The sequence below is a fragment of the Streptomyces chartreusis NRRL 3882 genome (assembly GCF_900236475.1).
Lineage (GTDB): Bacteria > Actinomycetota > Actinomycetes > Streptomycetales > Streptomycetaceae > Streptomyces > Streptomyces chartreusis_D.
This window is the reverse complement of the sequence record NZ_LT963352.1, coordinates 4,163,489-4,178,441: the sequence shown is the minus strand read 5'-3', so window position 1 is coordinate 4,178,441 and position 14,953 is coordinate 4,163,489. Positions and strand designations below refer to the sequence as shown.

The 14,953-nt window shown below is 73.8% G+C and carries 14 protein-coding genes; all 14 read left to right on the top strand.

Annotation, left to right across the window (positions count from 1 at the left end):
* On the top strand, window positions 1–1,656 hold the full coding sequence (locus SCNRRL3882_RS18730; protein ID WP_010032074.1) for a polyamine aminopropyltransferase: 1,656 nt from the start codon (window positions 1–3) through the stop codon (window positions 1,654–1,656).
* Between the two features lie 125 nt (window positions 1,657–1,781).
* Window positions 1,782–2,717 (top strand): SRPBCC domain-containing protein, encoded by a 936-nt coding sequence (locus SCNRRL3882_RS18725; protein ID WP_078602715.1) that lies wholly within the window; start codon window positions 1,782–1,784, stop codon window positions 2,715–2,717.
* Window positions 2,718–2,769: 52 nt separating this feature from the next.
* On the top strand, window positions 2,770–3,558 hold the full coding sequence (locus SCNRRL3882_RS18720; protein ID WP_010032068.1) for an aldose 1-epimerase: 789 nt from the start codon (window positions 2,770–2,772) through the stop codon (window positions 3,556–3,558).
* A gap of 10 nt (window positions 3,559–3,568) precedes the next feature.
* A complete protein-coding gene (gene pyrE / locus SCNRRL3882_RS18715) occupies window positions 3,569–4,117 on the top strand; it encodes an orotate phosphoribosyltransferase (protein ID WP_010032067.1) in 549 nt (182 codons plus the stop codon).
* A 133-nt stretch (window positions 4,118–4,250) separates the two neighbouring features.
* Window positions 4,251–5,273, top strand: a complete 1,023-nt coding sequence (fbaA, locus tag SCNRRL3882_RS18710; protein WP_010032066.1) for a class II fructose-bisphosphate aldolase — start codon at window positions 4,251–4,253, stop codon at window positions 5,271–5,273.
* Window positions 5,274–5,339: 66 nt separating this feature from the next.
* Window positions 5,340–6,809 carry an MFS transporter gene (locus SCNRRL3882_RS18705; RefSeq protein WP_010032065.1) on the top strand — a complete coding sequence of 490 codons (1,470 nt, stop codon included), beginning with the start codon at window positions 5,340–5,342 and terminating at the stop codon, window positions 6,807–6,809.
* A gap of 128 nt (window positions 6,810–6,937) precedes the next feature.
* On the top strand, window positions 6,938–7,351 hold the full coding sequence (locus SCNRRL3882_RS18700) for a DUF3151 domain-containing protein (RefSeq protein WP_010032064.1): 414 nt from the start codon (window positions 6,938–6,940) through the stop codon (window positions 7,349–7,351).
* 149 nt (window positions 7,352–7,500) lie between these two features.
* Complete coding sequence (locus SCNRRL3882_RS18695; RefSeq protein ID WP_010032063.1) at window positions 7,501–8,331, top strand: tryptophan 2,3-dioxygenase family protein; 831 nt, start codon at window positions 7,501–7,503, stop codon at window positions 8,329–8,331.
* On the top strand, window positions 8,324–9,508 hold the full coding sequence (gene kynU / locus SCNRRL3882_RS18690) for a kynureninase (protein ID WP_010032062.1): 1,185 nt from the start codon (window positions 8,324–8,326) through the stop codon (window positions 9,506–9,508). The genes SCNRRL3882_RS18695 and kynU overlap by 8 nt, the downstream gene beginning before the upstream one ends.
* 185 nt (window positions 9,509–9,693) lie before the next feature.
* Window positions 9,694–10,560 carry an alpha/beta hydrolase gene (locus SCNRRL3882_RS18685; protein ID WP_010032061.1) on the top strand — a complete coding sequence of 289 codons (867 nt, stop codon included), beginning with the start codon at window positions 9,694–9,696 and terminating at the stop codon, window positions 10,558–10,560.
* A 150-nt stretch (window positions 10,561–10,710) separates the two neighbouring features.
* The gene (locus SCNRRL3882_RS18680) at window positions 10,711–11,712 is read left to right on the top strand and encodes an alpha/beta hydrolase (RefSeq protein WP_010032060.1); all 1,002 of its coding nucleotides are present in this window, start codon (window positions 10,711–10,713) and stop codon (window positions 11,710–11,712) included.
* Window positions 11,705–12,913 carry an acyltransferase family protein gene (locus SCNRRL3882_RS18675; RefSeq protein ID WP_029180618.1) on the top strand — a complete coding sequence of 403 codons (1,209 nt, stop codon included), beginning with the start codon at window positions 11,705–11,707 and terminating at the stop codon, window positions 12,911–12,913. The genes SCNRRL3882_RS18680 and SCNRRL3882_RS18675 overlap by 8 nt, the downstream gene beginning before the upstream one ends.
* The gene (locus SCNRRL3882_RS18670; RefSeq protein WP_040902317.1) at window positions 12,906–14,270 is read left to right on the top strand and encodes a sensor histidine kinase; all 1,365 of its coding nucleotides are present in this window, start codon (window positions 12,906–12,908) and stop codon (window positions 14,268–14,270) included. Before SCNRRL3882_RS18675 ends, SCNRRL3882_RS18670 begins: the two co-directional genes overlap by 8 nt.
* Window positions 14,267–14,950, top strand: a complete 684-nt coding sequence (locus tag SCNRRL3882_RS18665) for a response regulator (RefSeq protein WP_010032056.1) — start codon at window positions 14,267–14,269, stop codon at window positions 14,948–14,950. Before SCNRRL3882_RS18670 ends, SCNRRL3882_RS18665 begins: the two co-directional genes overlap by 4 nt.
* Window positions 14,951–14,953 lie beyond the last annotated feature (3 nt).

Genomic DNA, 14,953 nt, shown 5'->3' with positions numbered 1-14,953 from the left:
GTGATCGAGCCGCACGTGCCCGCCCCGCCCGGTTCCCCGCCCGTCTGGAGCGCCCCGGACGGCCCCGGCGGCCCGGCGCGACTGCCCGTCCGGCCGGGCACCGGACGGTTCCTGGTCCTCGCGGGCGTGTTCGTCTGCGCGGCGTGCGGACTGGTGTACGAGCTGGAACTCGTCGCCCTCGCCTCGTACTTGATGGGCGACTCCGTCACCCAGGCGTCCGTCGTGCTGTCCGTCATGGTCTTCGCGATGGGCATCGGCTCCCTCGCCGCGAAGCGGCTGCGCGGGCTCGCCGCGGCCGGCTTCGGCGCGGTCGAGGCGACCCTCGCCCTCGTCGGCGGGTGCAGTGCGATGGCCCTGTACGCGGTCTTCGCCTGGACCGGCGACTGGGGCGGGATCTGGGCCAGCGGGCCCCGCTGCCTCCTGGTCGCCTTCTCGCTCGCGACCGGGCTGCTCATCGGCGCCGAGGTCCCGCTGCTGATGGAGCTGATCCAGCGCATCCGCCGCCAGGACGCGGGCGGCGCGGTGGCCGACCTGTTCGCCGCGGACTACGTCGGTGCCCTCGTCGGCGGACTCGCCTTCCCCTTCCTGCTGCTGCCGTTCCTCGGCCAGCTGACCGGCGCGCTGCTCACCGGCGCCGTCAACGCGGTCATCGGGGGCGCGCTGGTGCTCGGCCTGTTCCGGCGGGACCTGACCCGGCGCGCCCGCTGGCTGCTGCTGGCCGCCAACGTGCTCGTGCTGGCGGTCCTCGCCTCGGCCGCCGTCCTCGTCGACGACTTCGAACGGGCCGCGCGGCAGGCGGTGTACGGCGGGGACGTACGCGTGGCGCTGCAGACCGGCGTGCAGGAGGTGGTCCTCGTCGGCGGTACGGACGGCCGGCCCCTCGACGTGTACCTCGACGGCCGGCTGCGGGTCAGCGGGCGCGACGAACTGCGCTACCACGAGGCCCTCGTCCACCCGGCCATGACCGGACCGCACGCGCGCGTGCTGATCCTCGGCGGCGGTGACGGACTGGCGGCACGCGAGGCGCTGCGGCATCCCGGGGTGGAACGGGTCGACGTCGTCGAACTCGACGAGGAGGTGGTGCGGCTGGCCCGCACCGACCCGGCCCTGTCGGCGCTGAACAGGCACGCGTTCGGCGACCCGCGCGTGCGCGTGACCACGCAGGACGCCTTCGGCTGGCTGCGCGGAGCGCCCGCGGGGGCCTACGACGTGGTCCTCTCGGATCTGCCGGACCCGGGCATCACGGCGAGTACGAAGCTGTACTCGCAGGAGTTCTACGGCCTGGCACGGCGGGTGCTCGCCCCCGGCGGCCGGCTCGTGGTGCACGCCGGGCCCGTCACGTCCAGCCCGCGGGTGTTCTGGACGGTGGAGGCGACCGTCCGCGCGGCCGGTTTCCGCACCGCCCCGTACGGCACGGGTGGCCGCCACGCCGGTTTCGCCGTGGGCCCCGACCGCACTCCCGCCGACCGCTCCCGGGCGGCCCGGGACTGGGGCTTCGTCCTGGCCGCCCGTACGGAGCCGCGACCGCGCCTCGATCCGGACGGCCCGCGCCCGTACGTCCTCGACGACGCGTCCCTCGCGGCGGGGGAGCGGGCGGCGCGGGCCACGCGGATCGCGGGGCTGCCCGCGTCGACGCTGGTGCATCCGCGGTACTGAGCGGGCCGGGATGGCCTGGTGAGGGTGGGCGAGGGCGGGTGAGGATACGCCTGGCGGGGGCGGTTCGGGAGTGAATCCCGAAGGCGGGGGTGCGTTTCGGCGTGTGCTGGGTAGAGTCCGTCGACATGGAGCACGAGGTGTTCGTTCCGGTTCCGGCCGAGCGGCTCAGGGAGGTGCTGGACGACCCCGCGCGGGTCGCCCGGGCGGTTCCGGGGCTCCAGCAGGACGCCGGCGCCGAGCCCGTCGCCGGGCGGCTGAAGATCCGGGTCGGCAGCCACTCGGTCACGTACCGGGGTGCCGTACGGGTGTCCCGGGGGGACGACGGGGTGTACGCCGTCGAGGGCGACGCCACGGAGGCCCGCGGCACCGGGTCGGTGAAGCTCGCGCTGCGGATCGCCCTGCGCGACGCGGAGGACGGCACGACGATCGTGTTCGACGGCACGGCCGCCGCGGACGGACGGATCAAGGACCTCCCGTCCGACGCGGTCGAGGGCGCCGCCACCCGCCTGCTGAACCGTTTCGCGGAACACCTGGCCGCGGCGGCGCCGGAAACGACCACGCCCCTCGCCACCCAGGACTTCGAACCCCGGGCCACGACCGACTACGAAACGACCCCGGACGCGGACGACCCGGCCCCACCGCCTCCGGCGGGGACCCCGGGGACTGCGAGGGCCGAGGACGCCGGGACGTCGGGTCCCGCGGACGGGCCCCCGGCCCCCGAGCCCCCCGCCGTCTTCGGCGCCGATATTCCGCCGTCTTCTCTCGGGCCCTCGGACGAGGATGACCAGGATGAGGAGCACGACGTGGACGACGTGGACGACGAGGACGATGTGGACGAGCAGGACGACGAGGACATCGCCGAGGCGGCGCATGCGCGGCGCACGATGATCGGGCGGAGCGCCGAGGAGGTCGATCACGCGCCGCCGCGCGGGCGGTACGCGCCGGTGCCCGCGCCGCAGACCGTGATGCCTTCCGCCCCGCTGCGCTGGGCGGCCCCCGCGGCGGCGCTCGCGCTGGCGTCGGCCGTCGTGGCCGTCCGGGCCCTGCGCCGACGCCGCTGAAAACGCACCGCACCACGTGAGGCCCTCTTGATCACCCCAGTAGGGTCGTCCCGTGAGTGACGAAGACATCACGCTGACCGCGGGCGACGCGGAGGTGACCGTGCAGCCGGGCAACGGCGGCCGGGTCGGAGGGCTGCGGATCGGCGGCGTGGAGATGCTCCGGCAGGGGGAGCGGTTCGGCTGCTTCCCGATGGTGCCCTGGTGCGGACGGATCCGGGACGGGCGGTTCCTGGACGGCGCCGCCGTGCGGCAGATGCCCCTCAACGCCCCGCCCCACGCCATCCACGGCACCGCACGCGACGGCGCCTGGCGCACCGCCCGCACGAGCACGGCCGAGGCCGTCATCACCTACGAGCTCGTCGACCCCTGGCCCCACCCGGGCCGCGTCACCCAGGTCGTCGCCCTCACCGAGGACGCGCTGACGCTGACCCTGTCCGTGGAGACGTACGAGTCGTCGTTCCCGGCGCAGCTCGGCTGGCACCCGTGGTTCAACCGGAACCTCGGCGGCGAGGACGTGACGCTCGACTTCCACCCCGCGTGGCAGGAGGAGCGCGGCGACGACCACCTGCCCACCGGCAACCGCGTCGAGCCGAAGCCCGGCCCCTGGGACGACTGTTTCGGGATGCCCGGTGGCGTCGACGTGACCCTCACCTGGCCCGGGCAGCTGGAGCTGAGGGTGACCAGCCGGGAGGAGTGGGTCGTCGTCTACGACGAGCAGGACGCGGCCGTGTGCGTGGAGCCGCAGACCGGCCCGCCCAACGGGCTCAACACCCTGCCGCGCCTGGTCACGCCCCTGGAGCCGCTGGAGGCCACCACGACCTGGAGCTGGCGCCGCCTCTAAGCTGGGCGGCATGACGGACACACGCGGCGCGCTGCTGCAGCAGATCAAGGACAAGGCCGTGGTGCACGGCAAGGTGACCCTGTCGTCGGGTCTGGAGGCGGACTACTACGTCGACCTGCGCCGCATCACGCTCGACGGCGAGGCCGCGCCGCTGGTCGGGCAGGTCCTGCTCGACCTGACCGCCGAGCTGGAGTTCGACGCCGTGGGCGGGCTCACCATGGGCGCCGACCCGGTCGCCGCCGCCATGCTGCACGCCGCCGCCGCGCGCGGGCAGCGCCTGGACGCCTTCGTCGTGCGGAAGGCCGCCAAGGCGCACGGTCTGCAGCGGCGCGTCGAGGGCCCGGACATCGCGGGCCGCCGTGTGCTGGTCGTCGAGGACACCTCCACCACCGGTGGCTCCCCGCTCACCGCCGTCGAGGCCGTGCGCGAGGCCGGGGCCGAGGTCGTCGCCGTCGCGACCATCGTCGACCGGGCGACCGGCGCCGCGGAGAAGATCCAGGAGGGCGCCGGGGTGCCGTACCTCTTCGCCTTCTCGAAGGACGAGCTGGGCCTCGACTGACCAGGGCGTGGACGGTGGCCTGGACCTTCCGGCCAAGTCTGGAAAGATGGGGCCGACGATGACGTCGCACCCCAAGGTCTAGGTCAGGGCCGACAACGCAGTACGCCAACCCGCAGATACAAGGAGCGGACGCATGCCCATCGCAACTCCCGAGGTCTACAACGAGATGCTGGACCGGGCGAAGGCAGGAAAGTTCGCCTACCCGGCCATCAACGTGACCTCCACCCAGACCCTGCACGCGGCACTGCGCGGTTTCGCTGAGGCGGAGAGCGACGGCATCGTCCAGATCTCCACGGGTGGCGCCGAGTTCCTGGGCGGCCAGTACAACAAGGACATGGTGACCGGCGCGGTCGCCCTGGCCGAGTTCGCGCACATCGTCGCCGAGAAGTACCCGGTGAACATCGCGCTGCACACGGACCACTGCCCGAAGGACAAGCTCGACGGGTACGTACGTCCGCTGCTGGCGCTCTCCAAGAAGCGCGTCGAGGCCGGCCTGAACCCGCTGTTCCAGTCCCACATGTGGGACGGCTCCGCCGAGACCCTCGCCGACAACCTCTCCATCGCCCAGGAGCTGCTGGAGCAGGCCCGCGCCGCGAAGATCATCCTTGAGGTGGAGATCACCCCGACCGGTGGCGAGGAGGACGGCGTCTCCCACGAGATCAACGACTCCCTCTACACCACGGTCGACGACGCGATCCGCACCGCCGAGGCCCTGGGCCTGGGCGAGAAGGGCCGCTACCTGCTCGCCGCGTCCTTCGGCAACGTGCACGGCGTGTACAAGCCGGGCAACGTCGTCCTGCGTCCCGAGCTGCTGAAGGAGCTGAACGAGGGCGTCGCCGCCAAGTACGGCAAGGCGTCACCGTTCGACTTCGTCTTCCACGGCGGCTCCGGCTCCACGGAGGAGGAGATCCGCACCGCGCTGGAGAACGGCGTCGTGAAGATGAACATCGACACGGACACCCAGTACGCGTTCACGCGCCCGGTCGCGGACCACATGTTCCGCAACTACGACGGTGTCCTGAAGGTCGACGGCGAGGTCGGCAACAAGAAGACCTACGACCCGCGCACCTGGGGCAAGCTGGCCGAGGCCTCCATGTCGCAGCGCGTCGTCGAGGCCTGCGGCCACCTCCGCTCGACCGGCACGAAGATCAAGTAAGTCCCGGTTCGCTCGCGTGGAGCCCGGCACCTCCTGTGGTGCCGGGCTCTTCCGTATGCTCCCTGCATGCCCGATGTCCGGTTGGCCTCACCGCAGGGCAAGTGGATCCTGCTCACCACCGTCCTCGGCTCCGGCATGGCCCTGCTGGACTCGACCGTCGTCAATATCGCGCTGCCCCGCATCGGCCGTGACCTCGACGCGGACCTGGCGGCCCTGCAGTGGACCGTCAACGCGTACATGGTCACCCTGGCCGGGCTGATCCTGCTGGGCGGGGCGCTGGGCGACCGTTTCGGGCGCCGGAAGGTGTTCGTCGTCGGCGTGGTGTGGTTCGCCGTGGCGTCCCTGCTGTGCGGGATCGCGCCCAACGCCGGGGTGCTGATCGCCGCGCGTGCCCTGCAAGGGGTGGGCGGTGCCCTGCTCACCCCGGGGTCGCTGGCGCTGATCCAGGCGTCCTTCCATCCCGACGACCGGGGCCGCGCGGTGGGCCTGTGGTCCGGCTTCGGCGGGATCGGCGCGGCGGTCGGGCCCTTCGTCGGCGGCTGGCTGGTGGACGGGCCGGGCTGGCGGTGGGTGTTCCTGCTGAACGTTCCGCTGGCGCTGCTGTGCGTGCCCGTGGCGCTGCGGCACGTGCCCGAGTCGGGCGGCGAGCGGGCCCGGGGCCGGTTCGACGTGCTGGGGGCGGTGCTGGGCGCCTCGGCGCTCGCGCTGCTGACGTACGCGTTGATCGAGGCGGCCGGGGAGGGCGGCCTCGTGGTGGCCGGTACGGCGGTGGCGGGGGCGGCCGCGGCCGTGGCGTTCGTGGTGGTCGAGCGGCGGCGGTCCGAGCCGATGATGCCGCCGGACATCTTCTCCTCCCGCCAGTTCACGGCGGTCAACCTCGTCACGCTGTGCGTGTACGCGGCCCTCGGCGGGTTCTTCTTCCTCGCCGCGCTCCAGCTCCAGGTGGTGGTGGGTTATTCGGCCCTCGCGGCCGGTACGGCGTTGCTGCCGACGACCGCGCTGATGCTGGTGCTGTCGGCGCGCTCCGGCGAGCTGGCCGACCGGATCGGGCCGCGGCTGCCGCTCACGGTGGGGCCGCTGCTGTGCGCCGCGGGAATGCTGCTGATGCTGCGGGTCGGGCCGGGGGCGTCGTACGTCGCCGATGTGCTGCCGGCGCTGGTGGTGCTCGGCCTGGGCATGGTCACGCTGGTGGCGCCGCTGACGGCGACCGTGCTGGGGTCGGTGGATGTGGCCCGGGCGGGGCTGGCCAGCGGGATCAACAACGCGGCGGCTCGCGCGGCGGGGCTGGTGGCGGTGGCGGCGTTGCCGCTGCTGGCGGGGATGGGGGAGGAGGCGTACCGGGAGCCGGGGGCGTTCGATGCGGCCTTCGGGAAGGCGATGGCGTGGTGTGCGGGGGCGTTGGTGGTGGGGGCGGTCGTCGCGGCCGCGGTGGTACGGAGACCGCCGCCGGGCTGCAAGCGGCCGGAGTGTCTGCGGCACGGGGGTGTGACGGCACCGCCGCTGGAGGGGGAGCCGGTGGGGAAGCGGCTGTCGTAGGGACGGGGCGTTCGGGCTCGCGCCGGGGTGTTGCGCAACCCGGCGGGGCGGGGTGCCGCTTCTTCGGGACGGGTGCCGCCCCAACTGGCACGACTGCCCGCAGCTCATGCCTGCGGCAGACTTGGGGCATGTCCATTCACGAGAACCTCCTCGGGGGCCCGCCCCCGACCCACCTCCCCGACGACCCCGGGCCACGGGAAATGCTCGCGTCGGGTACCGCGCCGGTCGACGTCGCCGCCGCGCACCCCACCTCCTCGCTCGCCTGGGCGCAGCTCGCCGACGAGGCGTTCGAGCGGGGCGCGACCGTCGAGTCGTACGCGTACGCCCGTACGGGCTACCACCGCGGCCTCGACGCGCTGCGCCGCAACGGCTGGAAGGGCCACGGCCCGGTCCCCTGGGAGCACGAGCCGAACCGCGGCTTCCTGCGTGCCCTGCACGCCCTCGCCCGTGCCGCACAGGCGATCGGCGAGCAGGAGGAGTACGAGCGCTGCTCCCAGTTCCTCAAGGACTCCTCGCCGGAGGCGGCGCAGGTCCTGGGCTGACAGCGGTCCGTGTGTGAGGCCCGTCCGCCGAGCGGGCGGGCCTTGCGGTTTCGGGGGACGATTGCGGAGTATGCCCCTGGGGACCGGGGCCCCCGTGCCGGCATCGGCAGGGGCGGACCGCTACCCGGAGTTATCTGCAGGAGACAGCGATGTCCCACGAGGCTCACGAGCCCGAGACCCCGCATCTCGATTTCCATGGCACGACGCCGTACGAGGACTACGTCAAGGCGGACGTGCTCACCCACCTCCAGCACACCCTCTCCGACGACCCCGGAGAGATGGTCTTCCTGGTCACCACCCAGGTGATGGAGCTGTGGTTCACCGTCATCGTCCACGAGTGGGAGACGGCGGCACACGCGCTGCGCGGCGACGACGTGCCCACCGCGATCGCCGCCCTGAAGCGGTCCGTGCGCGAGCTGGAGGCGCTCAACGCCTCCTGGAAGCCGCTCGGCCAGCTCACGCCGGCCCAGTTCAACTCGTACCGGTCCGCCCTCGGCGAGGGCTCGGGGTTCCAGTCGGCGATGTACCGGCGGATGGAGTTCCTGCTCGGCGACAAGTCCGCGTCCATGCTGGTCCCGCACCGGGGGGCGCCGCGCGTGCACGCCGAGCTGGAGAAGGCGTTGCACGAGCCGAGCCTGTACGACGAGGTGGTGCGGCTGCTGGCGCGGCGCGGGTACGACATCCCCGAGGCCGTGCTGCGGCGTGACGTGTCGCTGCGCTACGAGCCGTCCCCGGAGGTGGAGGCGGCCTGGACGGCCGTCTACTCGGGTGACGAGAGCGGCGAGATCGCCCGGCTCGGCGAGGCGTTGACCGATGTCGCCGAGCTGGTGTGGCGCTGGCGCAACGACCACCTCGTCGCCACCCGCCGCGCGATGGGCGCCAAGACCGGCACGGGCGGTTCCGCCGGGGTGGCCTGGCTGGAGAAGCGGGCGCAGAAGAGCGTGTTCCCCGAGCTGTGGACGGCGCGGTCCTATGTCTGAACTCGCGATGCGCGCGGAGAAGCTGGACGCCGCCGACGAACTGGCGGACAAGCGGGGCGAGTTCGTTCTCGACGACGTCGCGTACCTCGACGGCAACTCGCTCGGCGCGCTGGCGGCCGTCGTCCCCGGGCGGGTCGAGGACGTCGTACGCCGTCAGTGGGGCGAGCTGCGCATCCGGTCCTGGGAGGAGAGCGGCTGGTGGACGGCGCCCGAGCGGATCGGTGACCGGATCGCCCCGCTGGTCGGGGCGGCGCCCGGGCAGATCGTGGTGGGCGACTCGACGAGTGTCAACGTCTTCAAGGCACTTGTGGGGGCGGTGCGAATGGCCGGGGAGGGCCGCGACGAGATCCTCGTCGACGCCACGACCTTCCCCACCGACGGGTACATCGCCGAGTCCGCCGCCCGGATGACCGGCCGCACCCTGCGTCCGGTGGCACCGGCTCAGGTGCCGGACGCGCTGGGCGACCGTACCGCCGCCGTGCTCCTCAACCACGTCGACTACCGCACCGGCCGGCTGCACGACCTGCCGGCGCTGACGGCCGCCGTGCACGAGGCCGGCGCGTACGCCGTCTGGGACCTGTGCCACAGCGCGGGCGCGCTGCCCGTGGGCCTCGACGAGCACGGCGTGGATCTCGCGGTCGGCTGCACCTACAAGTACCTGAACGGCGGGCCGGGTTCACCGGCGTACCTGTACGTGCGCCGGGGGCTTCAGGACCGCTTCGACTCCCCGCTGCCGGGCTGGAACTCCCACGCCGAGCCGTTCGGGATGCGGAGCGGGTACGAGCCGGCCCCCGGCGCCCTGCGCGGCCGGGTCGGCACACCGGACATCCTCTCCATGCTCGCCCTGGAGGCGGCCCTGGAGGTGTGGGACGGGGTGCGGATCGAGGCGGTGCGGGCCAAGTCGCTCGCGCTGACGGACTTCTTCCTGCAGTGCGTGGCCGCCTACGTGCCCGAGGGCAGGGTCGAGTGCCTGACGCCGGTGCCGCACGCGGAGCGGGGCAGCCAGATCGCCCTGCGCTGTGACGACGCCGGTGAGGTGATGAAACGGCTCGTCGAGCGGGGTGTGGTCGGCGACTTCCGGGCGCCGGACGTGCTGCGGTTCGGCTTCACACCGCTGTACGTGGGCTTCGCCGACGTGGAGCGGGCGGCGCGGGTGCTGGCCGGGACGCTGGCGTGAGCGCCGACGGGGCCGGGCCCGCTGCCCAGGCCCGGCCCCGTCGCGCCGGAACGACAGAACCGCTTGAGCTTCACCGAGCGTGACATCCCCGTGTCCGCGCATGTCACGCGCCTGATACCGTCCCGGCCAACGGCCGAATCCCCACCTGGTCCGCCACATACGTTTGAACGCTGAGAGGTTGGCGCATGACGGACGACGTCGCAGCAGCACGGGCCGCCGCCGAGGAGAAATCGGTGTTCTCCCACGCGCCCGTCGACCCCGACGCCACCGCCGCCTACGGCGACCACCCCGACCAGGTGATCGACTTCTACGCCCCGCGCGCGGAGGGCGGCCCGGGCGGCCCCGCCCCGGTCGTCCTCGTGCTGCACGGCGGTGCCTGGCGGGCGCCGTACGACCGGCGTCACATCAGCCCGTTCGCGGACTTCCTCGCCCGGCGCGGGTTCGCCGTGGCCAGTGCCGAGTACCGGCGCGGTGGTGACGACGACTCCGTCGCGGGCCGCTGGCCCGACACCTTCGACGACGTCTCGGCGGCGCTGGACGCCCTTCCGGCGCTCGTCCGGGAGCTGCTGCCGCAGGCCGACCCGCGCCGTACGGTCCTCACCGGTCACTCGGCGGGCGGGCACCTCGCGCTGTGGGCCGCGGCCCGGCACGTCCTGCCGGCCGGCTCGCCCTGGCGCGGCGGCAGCCCGGCGTCCCTGCGCGGTGTCGTCGCCCTCGCCCCGATCGCGGACCTCGCGGTCGCCGACAAGCTGGACGTGTGCGGCGGAGCCGTACGGCAACTCCTGGGCGGGGACGAGCACTTCGCCGAGCGGCAGCCGTACGCGGACCCGGCGCTGCTGCTGCCCACCGGCATCGCCACCACCCTCGTCCAGGGCCGCACGGACCTCGACGTGCCGCAGATGGTCGCCGAGTCCTACGCGGATGCGGCGGCGAAGGCCGGGGAGATGGTGGGCGTGACGCTGCTGGAGGACGTGGGGCACTTCCCGCTCATCGACCCGGCGGCGGACGCGTGCGCGGTGGTCGTGGAGGAGATCGCCCAACTGGCCTGGTGAGCGGCCCCCGGTCCAACCCTTGGGTCGTACCCGTAGTACCTGAGAGCCAGGCCGCGGGTGAGCTCCGCGGTGTGACGCGGACGACGAGTCCCGGTCCGTAACTTCCCTTCCACGCAGACCCGATGGCCGGGTGGGCGGGAGGGGACGACCATGGGGTTCGCGGCGGAACACGGCTGGGGTGAAGGCGCTCGGCGCCGCGGCCACCGATGGCGGCGGGCCGCGCTCGCCGCCCTCATCACCGGTGCGGTGGTGTTCCCCCTCTCCGCGGCGGGGCGCCCGGAGATCCCCGCGCCCGCACCCGCCTCCCTCGCACCGCTCAGCGCGTCGACGCTCGACGAGGCGTACGCGGCCAACCGTGCCAACGCCGCCGAAGCGGCCCGCATGGCCGCCGCCCACCACGACCGGGACCGGGCCGCGACGGACCGTCACCTGGCCGCCCCGGCCCGGCACCTCCTCCTCTTCGACGGCCGTGGTTCCGGCCGGGTGACGGAGGTGCTGGGCGACCTCGCCCGCGCCGACCGCATCGCCGTCCTGGTCCCCGGCTCCGACACGAGCCTCGACACCTACGGCCGGTTCCACGCGGCCGCCGCCGCCCTGTACGGCCGGCTCGAACGGGAGGCCCCCGAGGGCACGCGCACGGCGGTCGTGGCCTGGCTGGGCTACGAGACGCCGGGCACGGTGAGCACGACGGTCACGACGACGGGCAGGGCGGAGCAGGCGGCCCCGCGGCTGCGCGGGCTCGTCGCCGACCTGCGCGCCGTAACGGGCGGCGGACCGCGCATCTCCCTGCTGTGCCACTCGTACGGCTCGGTCGTCTGCGGCCGGGCCGCCGCCGGGCTCGCCGTCGACGACATCGCGCTCGTCGGCAGTCCCGGCACCGGCGCGGACTCCGTGGCCGCCCTGCACACCCGCGCCCGCGTCTGGGCGGCCCGCGGCGGCGACGACTGGGTGGAGAACGTCCCGCACGTCAGCGCGGACCTGTTCGGCACCACCGTCGGCTTCGGCACCGACCCCGTCTCCCCGGCCTTCGGCGCCCGGGTGTTCGCGGTCGGCGACGGCGGCCACAGCGACTACTTCAGACCCGGCACGACCTCCCTGACCAACCTGGCCCGGATCGTCCTGGGCGAGACCAAGGCGGTGACCCATGACTGACGTCGGAGTACGAGGAGTCCGGCACCGGGTGCGCCGTGGCGCCGAACGCGTCGCCGCGGCCACCCCGGCCGACCGTGACCGGGCCGTGGACGCCCTGCGCGCCGCCGCGGTCCTCGGCGTCGTCCTCGGGCACTGGCTGGTCACGGCCCTGGTCGCCGACAGCGGCACCCTGCGCTCGGCGAGTCCTCTCCAGCACATGCCCTGGCTGACGCCCGTCTCCTGGCTGTTCCAGACGCTCGCCGTGTTCTTCCTGGTCGGCGGCCATGTCGCGACCCGCAGCCTGGCCTCGGCCCGGGCCCGTGGCATCCCGTACCACCGCTGGCTGGCGGCCCGGCTGACCCGGCTGTTCACACCGGTCGCGGCCGTCCTCGGCCTGTGGACGGTCGCCGCACTCGCCCTGCTGCTGTCGGGCGCCGAGTTCGGGACGGTCCGGACGCTGGTGAAACTGGCCCTGTCCCCGCTGTGGTTCCTCGTGGTGTTCGCGGCCCTGACGGCGGCGACACCGCTGCTGACCCGGCTCAACCCGCTCTGGCCGCTGGCCGTCGTACTGCACGTGGACCTGTTGCGCTTCGGTCTCGGCGGCCCTTCCTGGCTGGGCTGGGTGAACGTGGCCGCGGGCTGGCTGGTGCCCTTCACGCTGGGCGCGGCCTGGACCCGGGGCGAGCTGGAGCGGCGCCGCGCGGGCTGGATCCTGCTGGCCGGCGGTGCCGTGGCGACCGCGGGGCTCGTCGCGTGGGCGGGCTATCCGGCGTCGATGGTCGGCGTCCCGGGCGAGGGCATGTCCAACCTGGACCCGCCGACGCTGGCGGTCGTCACCTTCGGGCTGGCCCAGTGCGGTCTCGCCCTGCTGCTGCGCGAGCGGCTGCGGCGGGCGATGCGCCGGCCCGTGGCGTGGGCGGCGGTGGCCCTCGTCAACCTCTCCGCGATGACCATCTTCCTGTGGCACCAGACGGCCCTGATGGCCACGACGGCCACCGGCCTCCTCGCCGGCCGGCTCCCCGGTCTGCACACGCCGCCCGACAGCCTCGGCTGGGTCGGGGCCCGGCTGCTCTGGCTGCCCGTGTTCGCCCTGGCCCTCGCCGTCTGCTGGGCCGCCTTCCGGTCCTGCGAGCGGAGTGGTGGCCGGAGCCGGCGGTCGCGGGTGGTGCGGGCGCACCGTCCGTCCGACCGGGCAACAGCGGTGGAGGCGCGCCATGTCTAGGCTGGGGCGCGTGACGGACACGGGGGTGGGCCGCGCGCTGCGGGCGCGCGTCGGGGGCTGGCTGCGGGTGCTGCGCGAGGACCTGTGGACCCTCCGGGCAGATCCGCTGCCGCCCTCCACCTGGCTGCGCTGGCTGCCCCACGGACTGGTGTGCCTGGCGGCATTCGGCGTCACGGTCGGCGGCACCGGCGACATGAACGACAACGGCCATCTCGGCCCCAACCTGGCCTTCCTGGTGGCGGCCGGGCAGGGCGGCGCCATGGTCCTGGGACTGTGGCGGCCGGTGCCGGCGTGGTGGCTGTCCATGGGCGCCTTCGTCGTGGGAGCCGTGGCGGTGCGCGGCCGGCTCGGTTTCGACCCGGAGACCTACACCTGGCCCTGGACCGCGGCCGGCATCGTCGCCGAGATGTTCGTGCTGCTGCTGCTCGCCCTGCGGGTGCCCACCCGCGCGGCGATAGCGACCCTGGCGGTGACCGCGCTGCTCACCTACGGGCTGGAGGGCCTGCGGGACGCGGAGCGCTACGACACCACCGGCGTGCTCTCACTCTCCCTGTTCGCCGTCGTCGTGGTCGTCGGCACCGCCCTGCGCGGTCGCCGCGAGGCCCGCGCGCAACTGGTCGAGCAGACCACGCTCACCGCCGAGGAGCGCACCCGGCGCACCCTGCTGGAAGAGCGCAGCCGCATCGCCCGGGAGCTGCACGACGTGGTGGCCCACCACATGTCGGTCATCTCCATCCAGGCGCAGGTCGCCCCGCACCTCGTCGAGAACCCGCCCGACGAACTCAAGGAGAACCTCGCCGGTATCCGGCAGAACGCGCTGGAGGCGCTGACCGAGCTGCGCCGGGTGCTGGGCGTGCTGCGCTCCGAGCAGGCCGAACCGGGGGATCCCGCCGGCCACGCCCCGCAGCCCACCCTCGACCGGCTCGACGCGCTGGTGGAGAACACCCGGGCCGCCGGCCGCGAGGTCATCACCGAGATCAACGGCGAGCGGCGGCCGCTGCCGCCCGGCGTGGAGCTGTCGGCGTACCGGATCGTGCAGGAGGCGCTGAGCAACGTCCTGCGGCACGCGCCCGGCGCGCGAGCCACGGTCCGTCTCACGTATCAGCCGGACGGGCTGGAGGTGGAGGTCGTCAACGGCCGGCCGACCGGGCCCGCACCGCCCTCGACGGGAGCCGGGCACGGACTGCTCGGCATGCGGGAGCGGGTCGCGATGCTCGGTGGCACCATGACGGCGCACCCGTGGCACTGGGACGGCTTCAAGGTGACCGCGTTCCTTCCGGACACGCCGCCCGCCGACGCCCCGGGCACCACTCGTTCCACCGGCACCACCACCGATCCCCCGGGAGGGACCCCATGACGAGCAGCGCCGGCCGACCCATCCGGGTTCTCATCGTCGACGACCAGGCGATGGTCCGGCAGGGCTTCACCGTGCTGCTCGGCACCCAGCCCGACATAGAGGTCGTGGGCGAGGCGAAGGACGGAGAGGGCGGCGTCGCGAGGGCCGCCGAGACCGCCCCGGACGTCGTCCTCATGGACATCCGCATGCCCGGGATCGGCGGCATCGAGGCCACCGAGCGCATCACGACCGCGAACCCGGACGTCAAGGTGCTGGTGCTCACCACCTTCGACCTCGACGAGTACGTGTACGACGCGCTGCGCGCCGGAGCCTCCGGGTTCCTGCTGAAGGACGCGTCGTCGGAGCAGCTCGCCGAGGCGGTCCGGGTGATCGCGGCCGGTGACGCGCTGCTCGCCCCGGTCATCACCCGCAAGCTGATCGCCGAGTTCTCCCGGCTGGACGACCGGCCCCGCGCCCCGCTCAAGGAGCGGATCGGTGACCTGACCGAGCGGGAGACGGAGGTGCTCGCCCTGATCGCGCAGGGCCTGTCGAACGGGGAGATCTCCCGGCACCTGTTCGTCGCCGAGCAGACGGTGAAGACCCATGTGGGCCGGATCCTGGTGAAGCTGGGCCTGCGGGACCGGACGCAGGCGGCGGTGTTCGCCTACGAGTCGGGGCTGGTCCGGCCGTCGGGGTACTAGGCG

Excerpts from the sequence above, each read along its gene's own strand:
- SCNRRL3882_RS18725 (WP_078602715.1), top strand. The coding sequence starts at position 1,782 with ATGGAGCACGAGGTGTTCGTTCCGGTTCCGGCCGAGCGGCTCAGGGAG.
- pyrE (WP_010032067.1), top strand. The coding sequence starts at position 3,569 with ATGACGGACACACGCGGCGCGCTGCTGCAGCAGATCAAGGACAAGGCC.
- fbaA (WP_010032066.1), top strand. The coding sequence starts at position 4,251 with ATGCCCATCGCAACTCCCGAGGTCTACAACGAGATGCTGGACCGGGCG.
- SCNRRL3882_RS18705 (WP_010032065.1), top strand. The coding sequence starts at position 5,340 with ATGCCCGATGTCCGGTTGGCCTCACCGCAGGGCAAGTGGATCCTGCTC.
- SCNRRL3882_RS18700 (WP_010032064.1), top strand. The coding sequence starts at position 6,938 with ATGTCCATTCACGAGAACCTCCTCGGGGGCCCGCCCCCGACCCACCTC.
- SCNRRL3882_RS18695 (WP_010032063.1), top strand. The coding sequence starts at position 7,501 with ATGTCCCACGAGGCTCACGAGCCCGAGACCCCGCATCTCGATTTCCAT.
- kynU (WP_010032062.1), top strand. The coding sequence starts at position 8,324 with ATGTCTGAACTCGCGATGCGCGCGGAGAAGCTGGACGCCGCCGACGAA.
- SCNRRL3882_RS18685 (WP_010032061.1), top strand. The coding sequence starts at position 9,694 with ATGACGGACGACGTCGCAGCAGCACGGGCCGCCGCCGAGGAGAAATCG.
- SCNRRL3882_RS18680 (WP_010032060.1), top strand. The coding sequence starts at position 10,711 with ATGGGGTTCGCGGCGGAACACGGCTGGGGTGAAGGCGCTCGGCGCCGC.
- SCNRRL3882_RS18675 (WP_029180618.1), top strand. The coding sequence starts at position 11,705 with ATGACTGACGTCGGAGTACGAGGAGTCCGGCACCGGGTGCGCCGTGGC.
- SCNRRL3882_RS18670 (WP_040902317.1), top strand. The coding sequence starts at position 12,906 with ATGTCTAGGCTGGGGCGCGTGACGGACACGGGGGTGGGCCGCGCGCTG.
- SCNRRL3882_RS18665 (WP_010032056.1), top strand. The coding sequence starts at position 14,267 with ATGACGAGCAGCGCCGGCCGACCCATCCGGGTTCTCATCGTCGACGAC.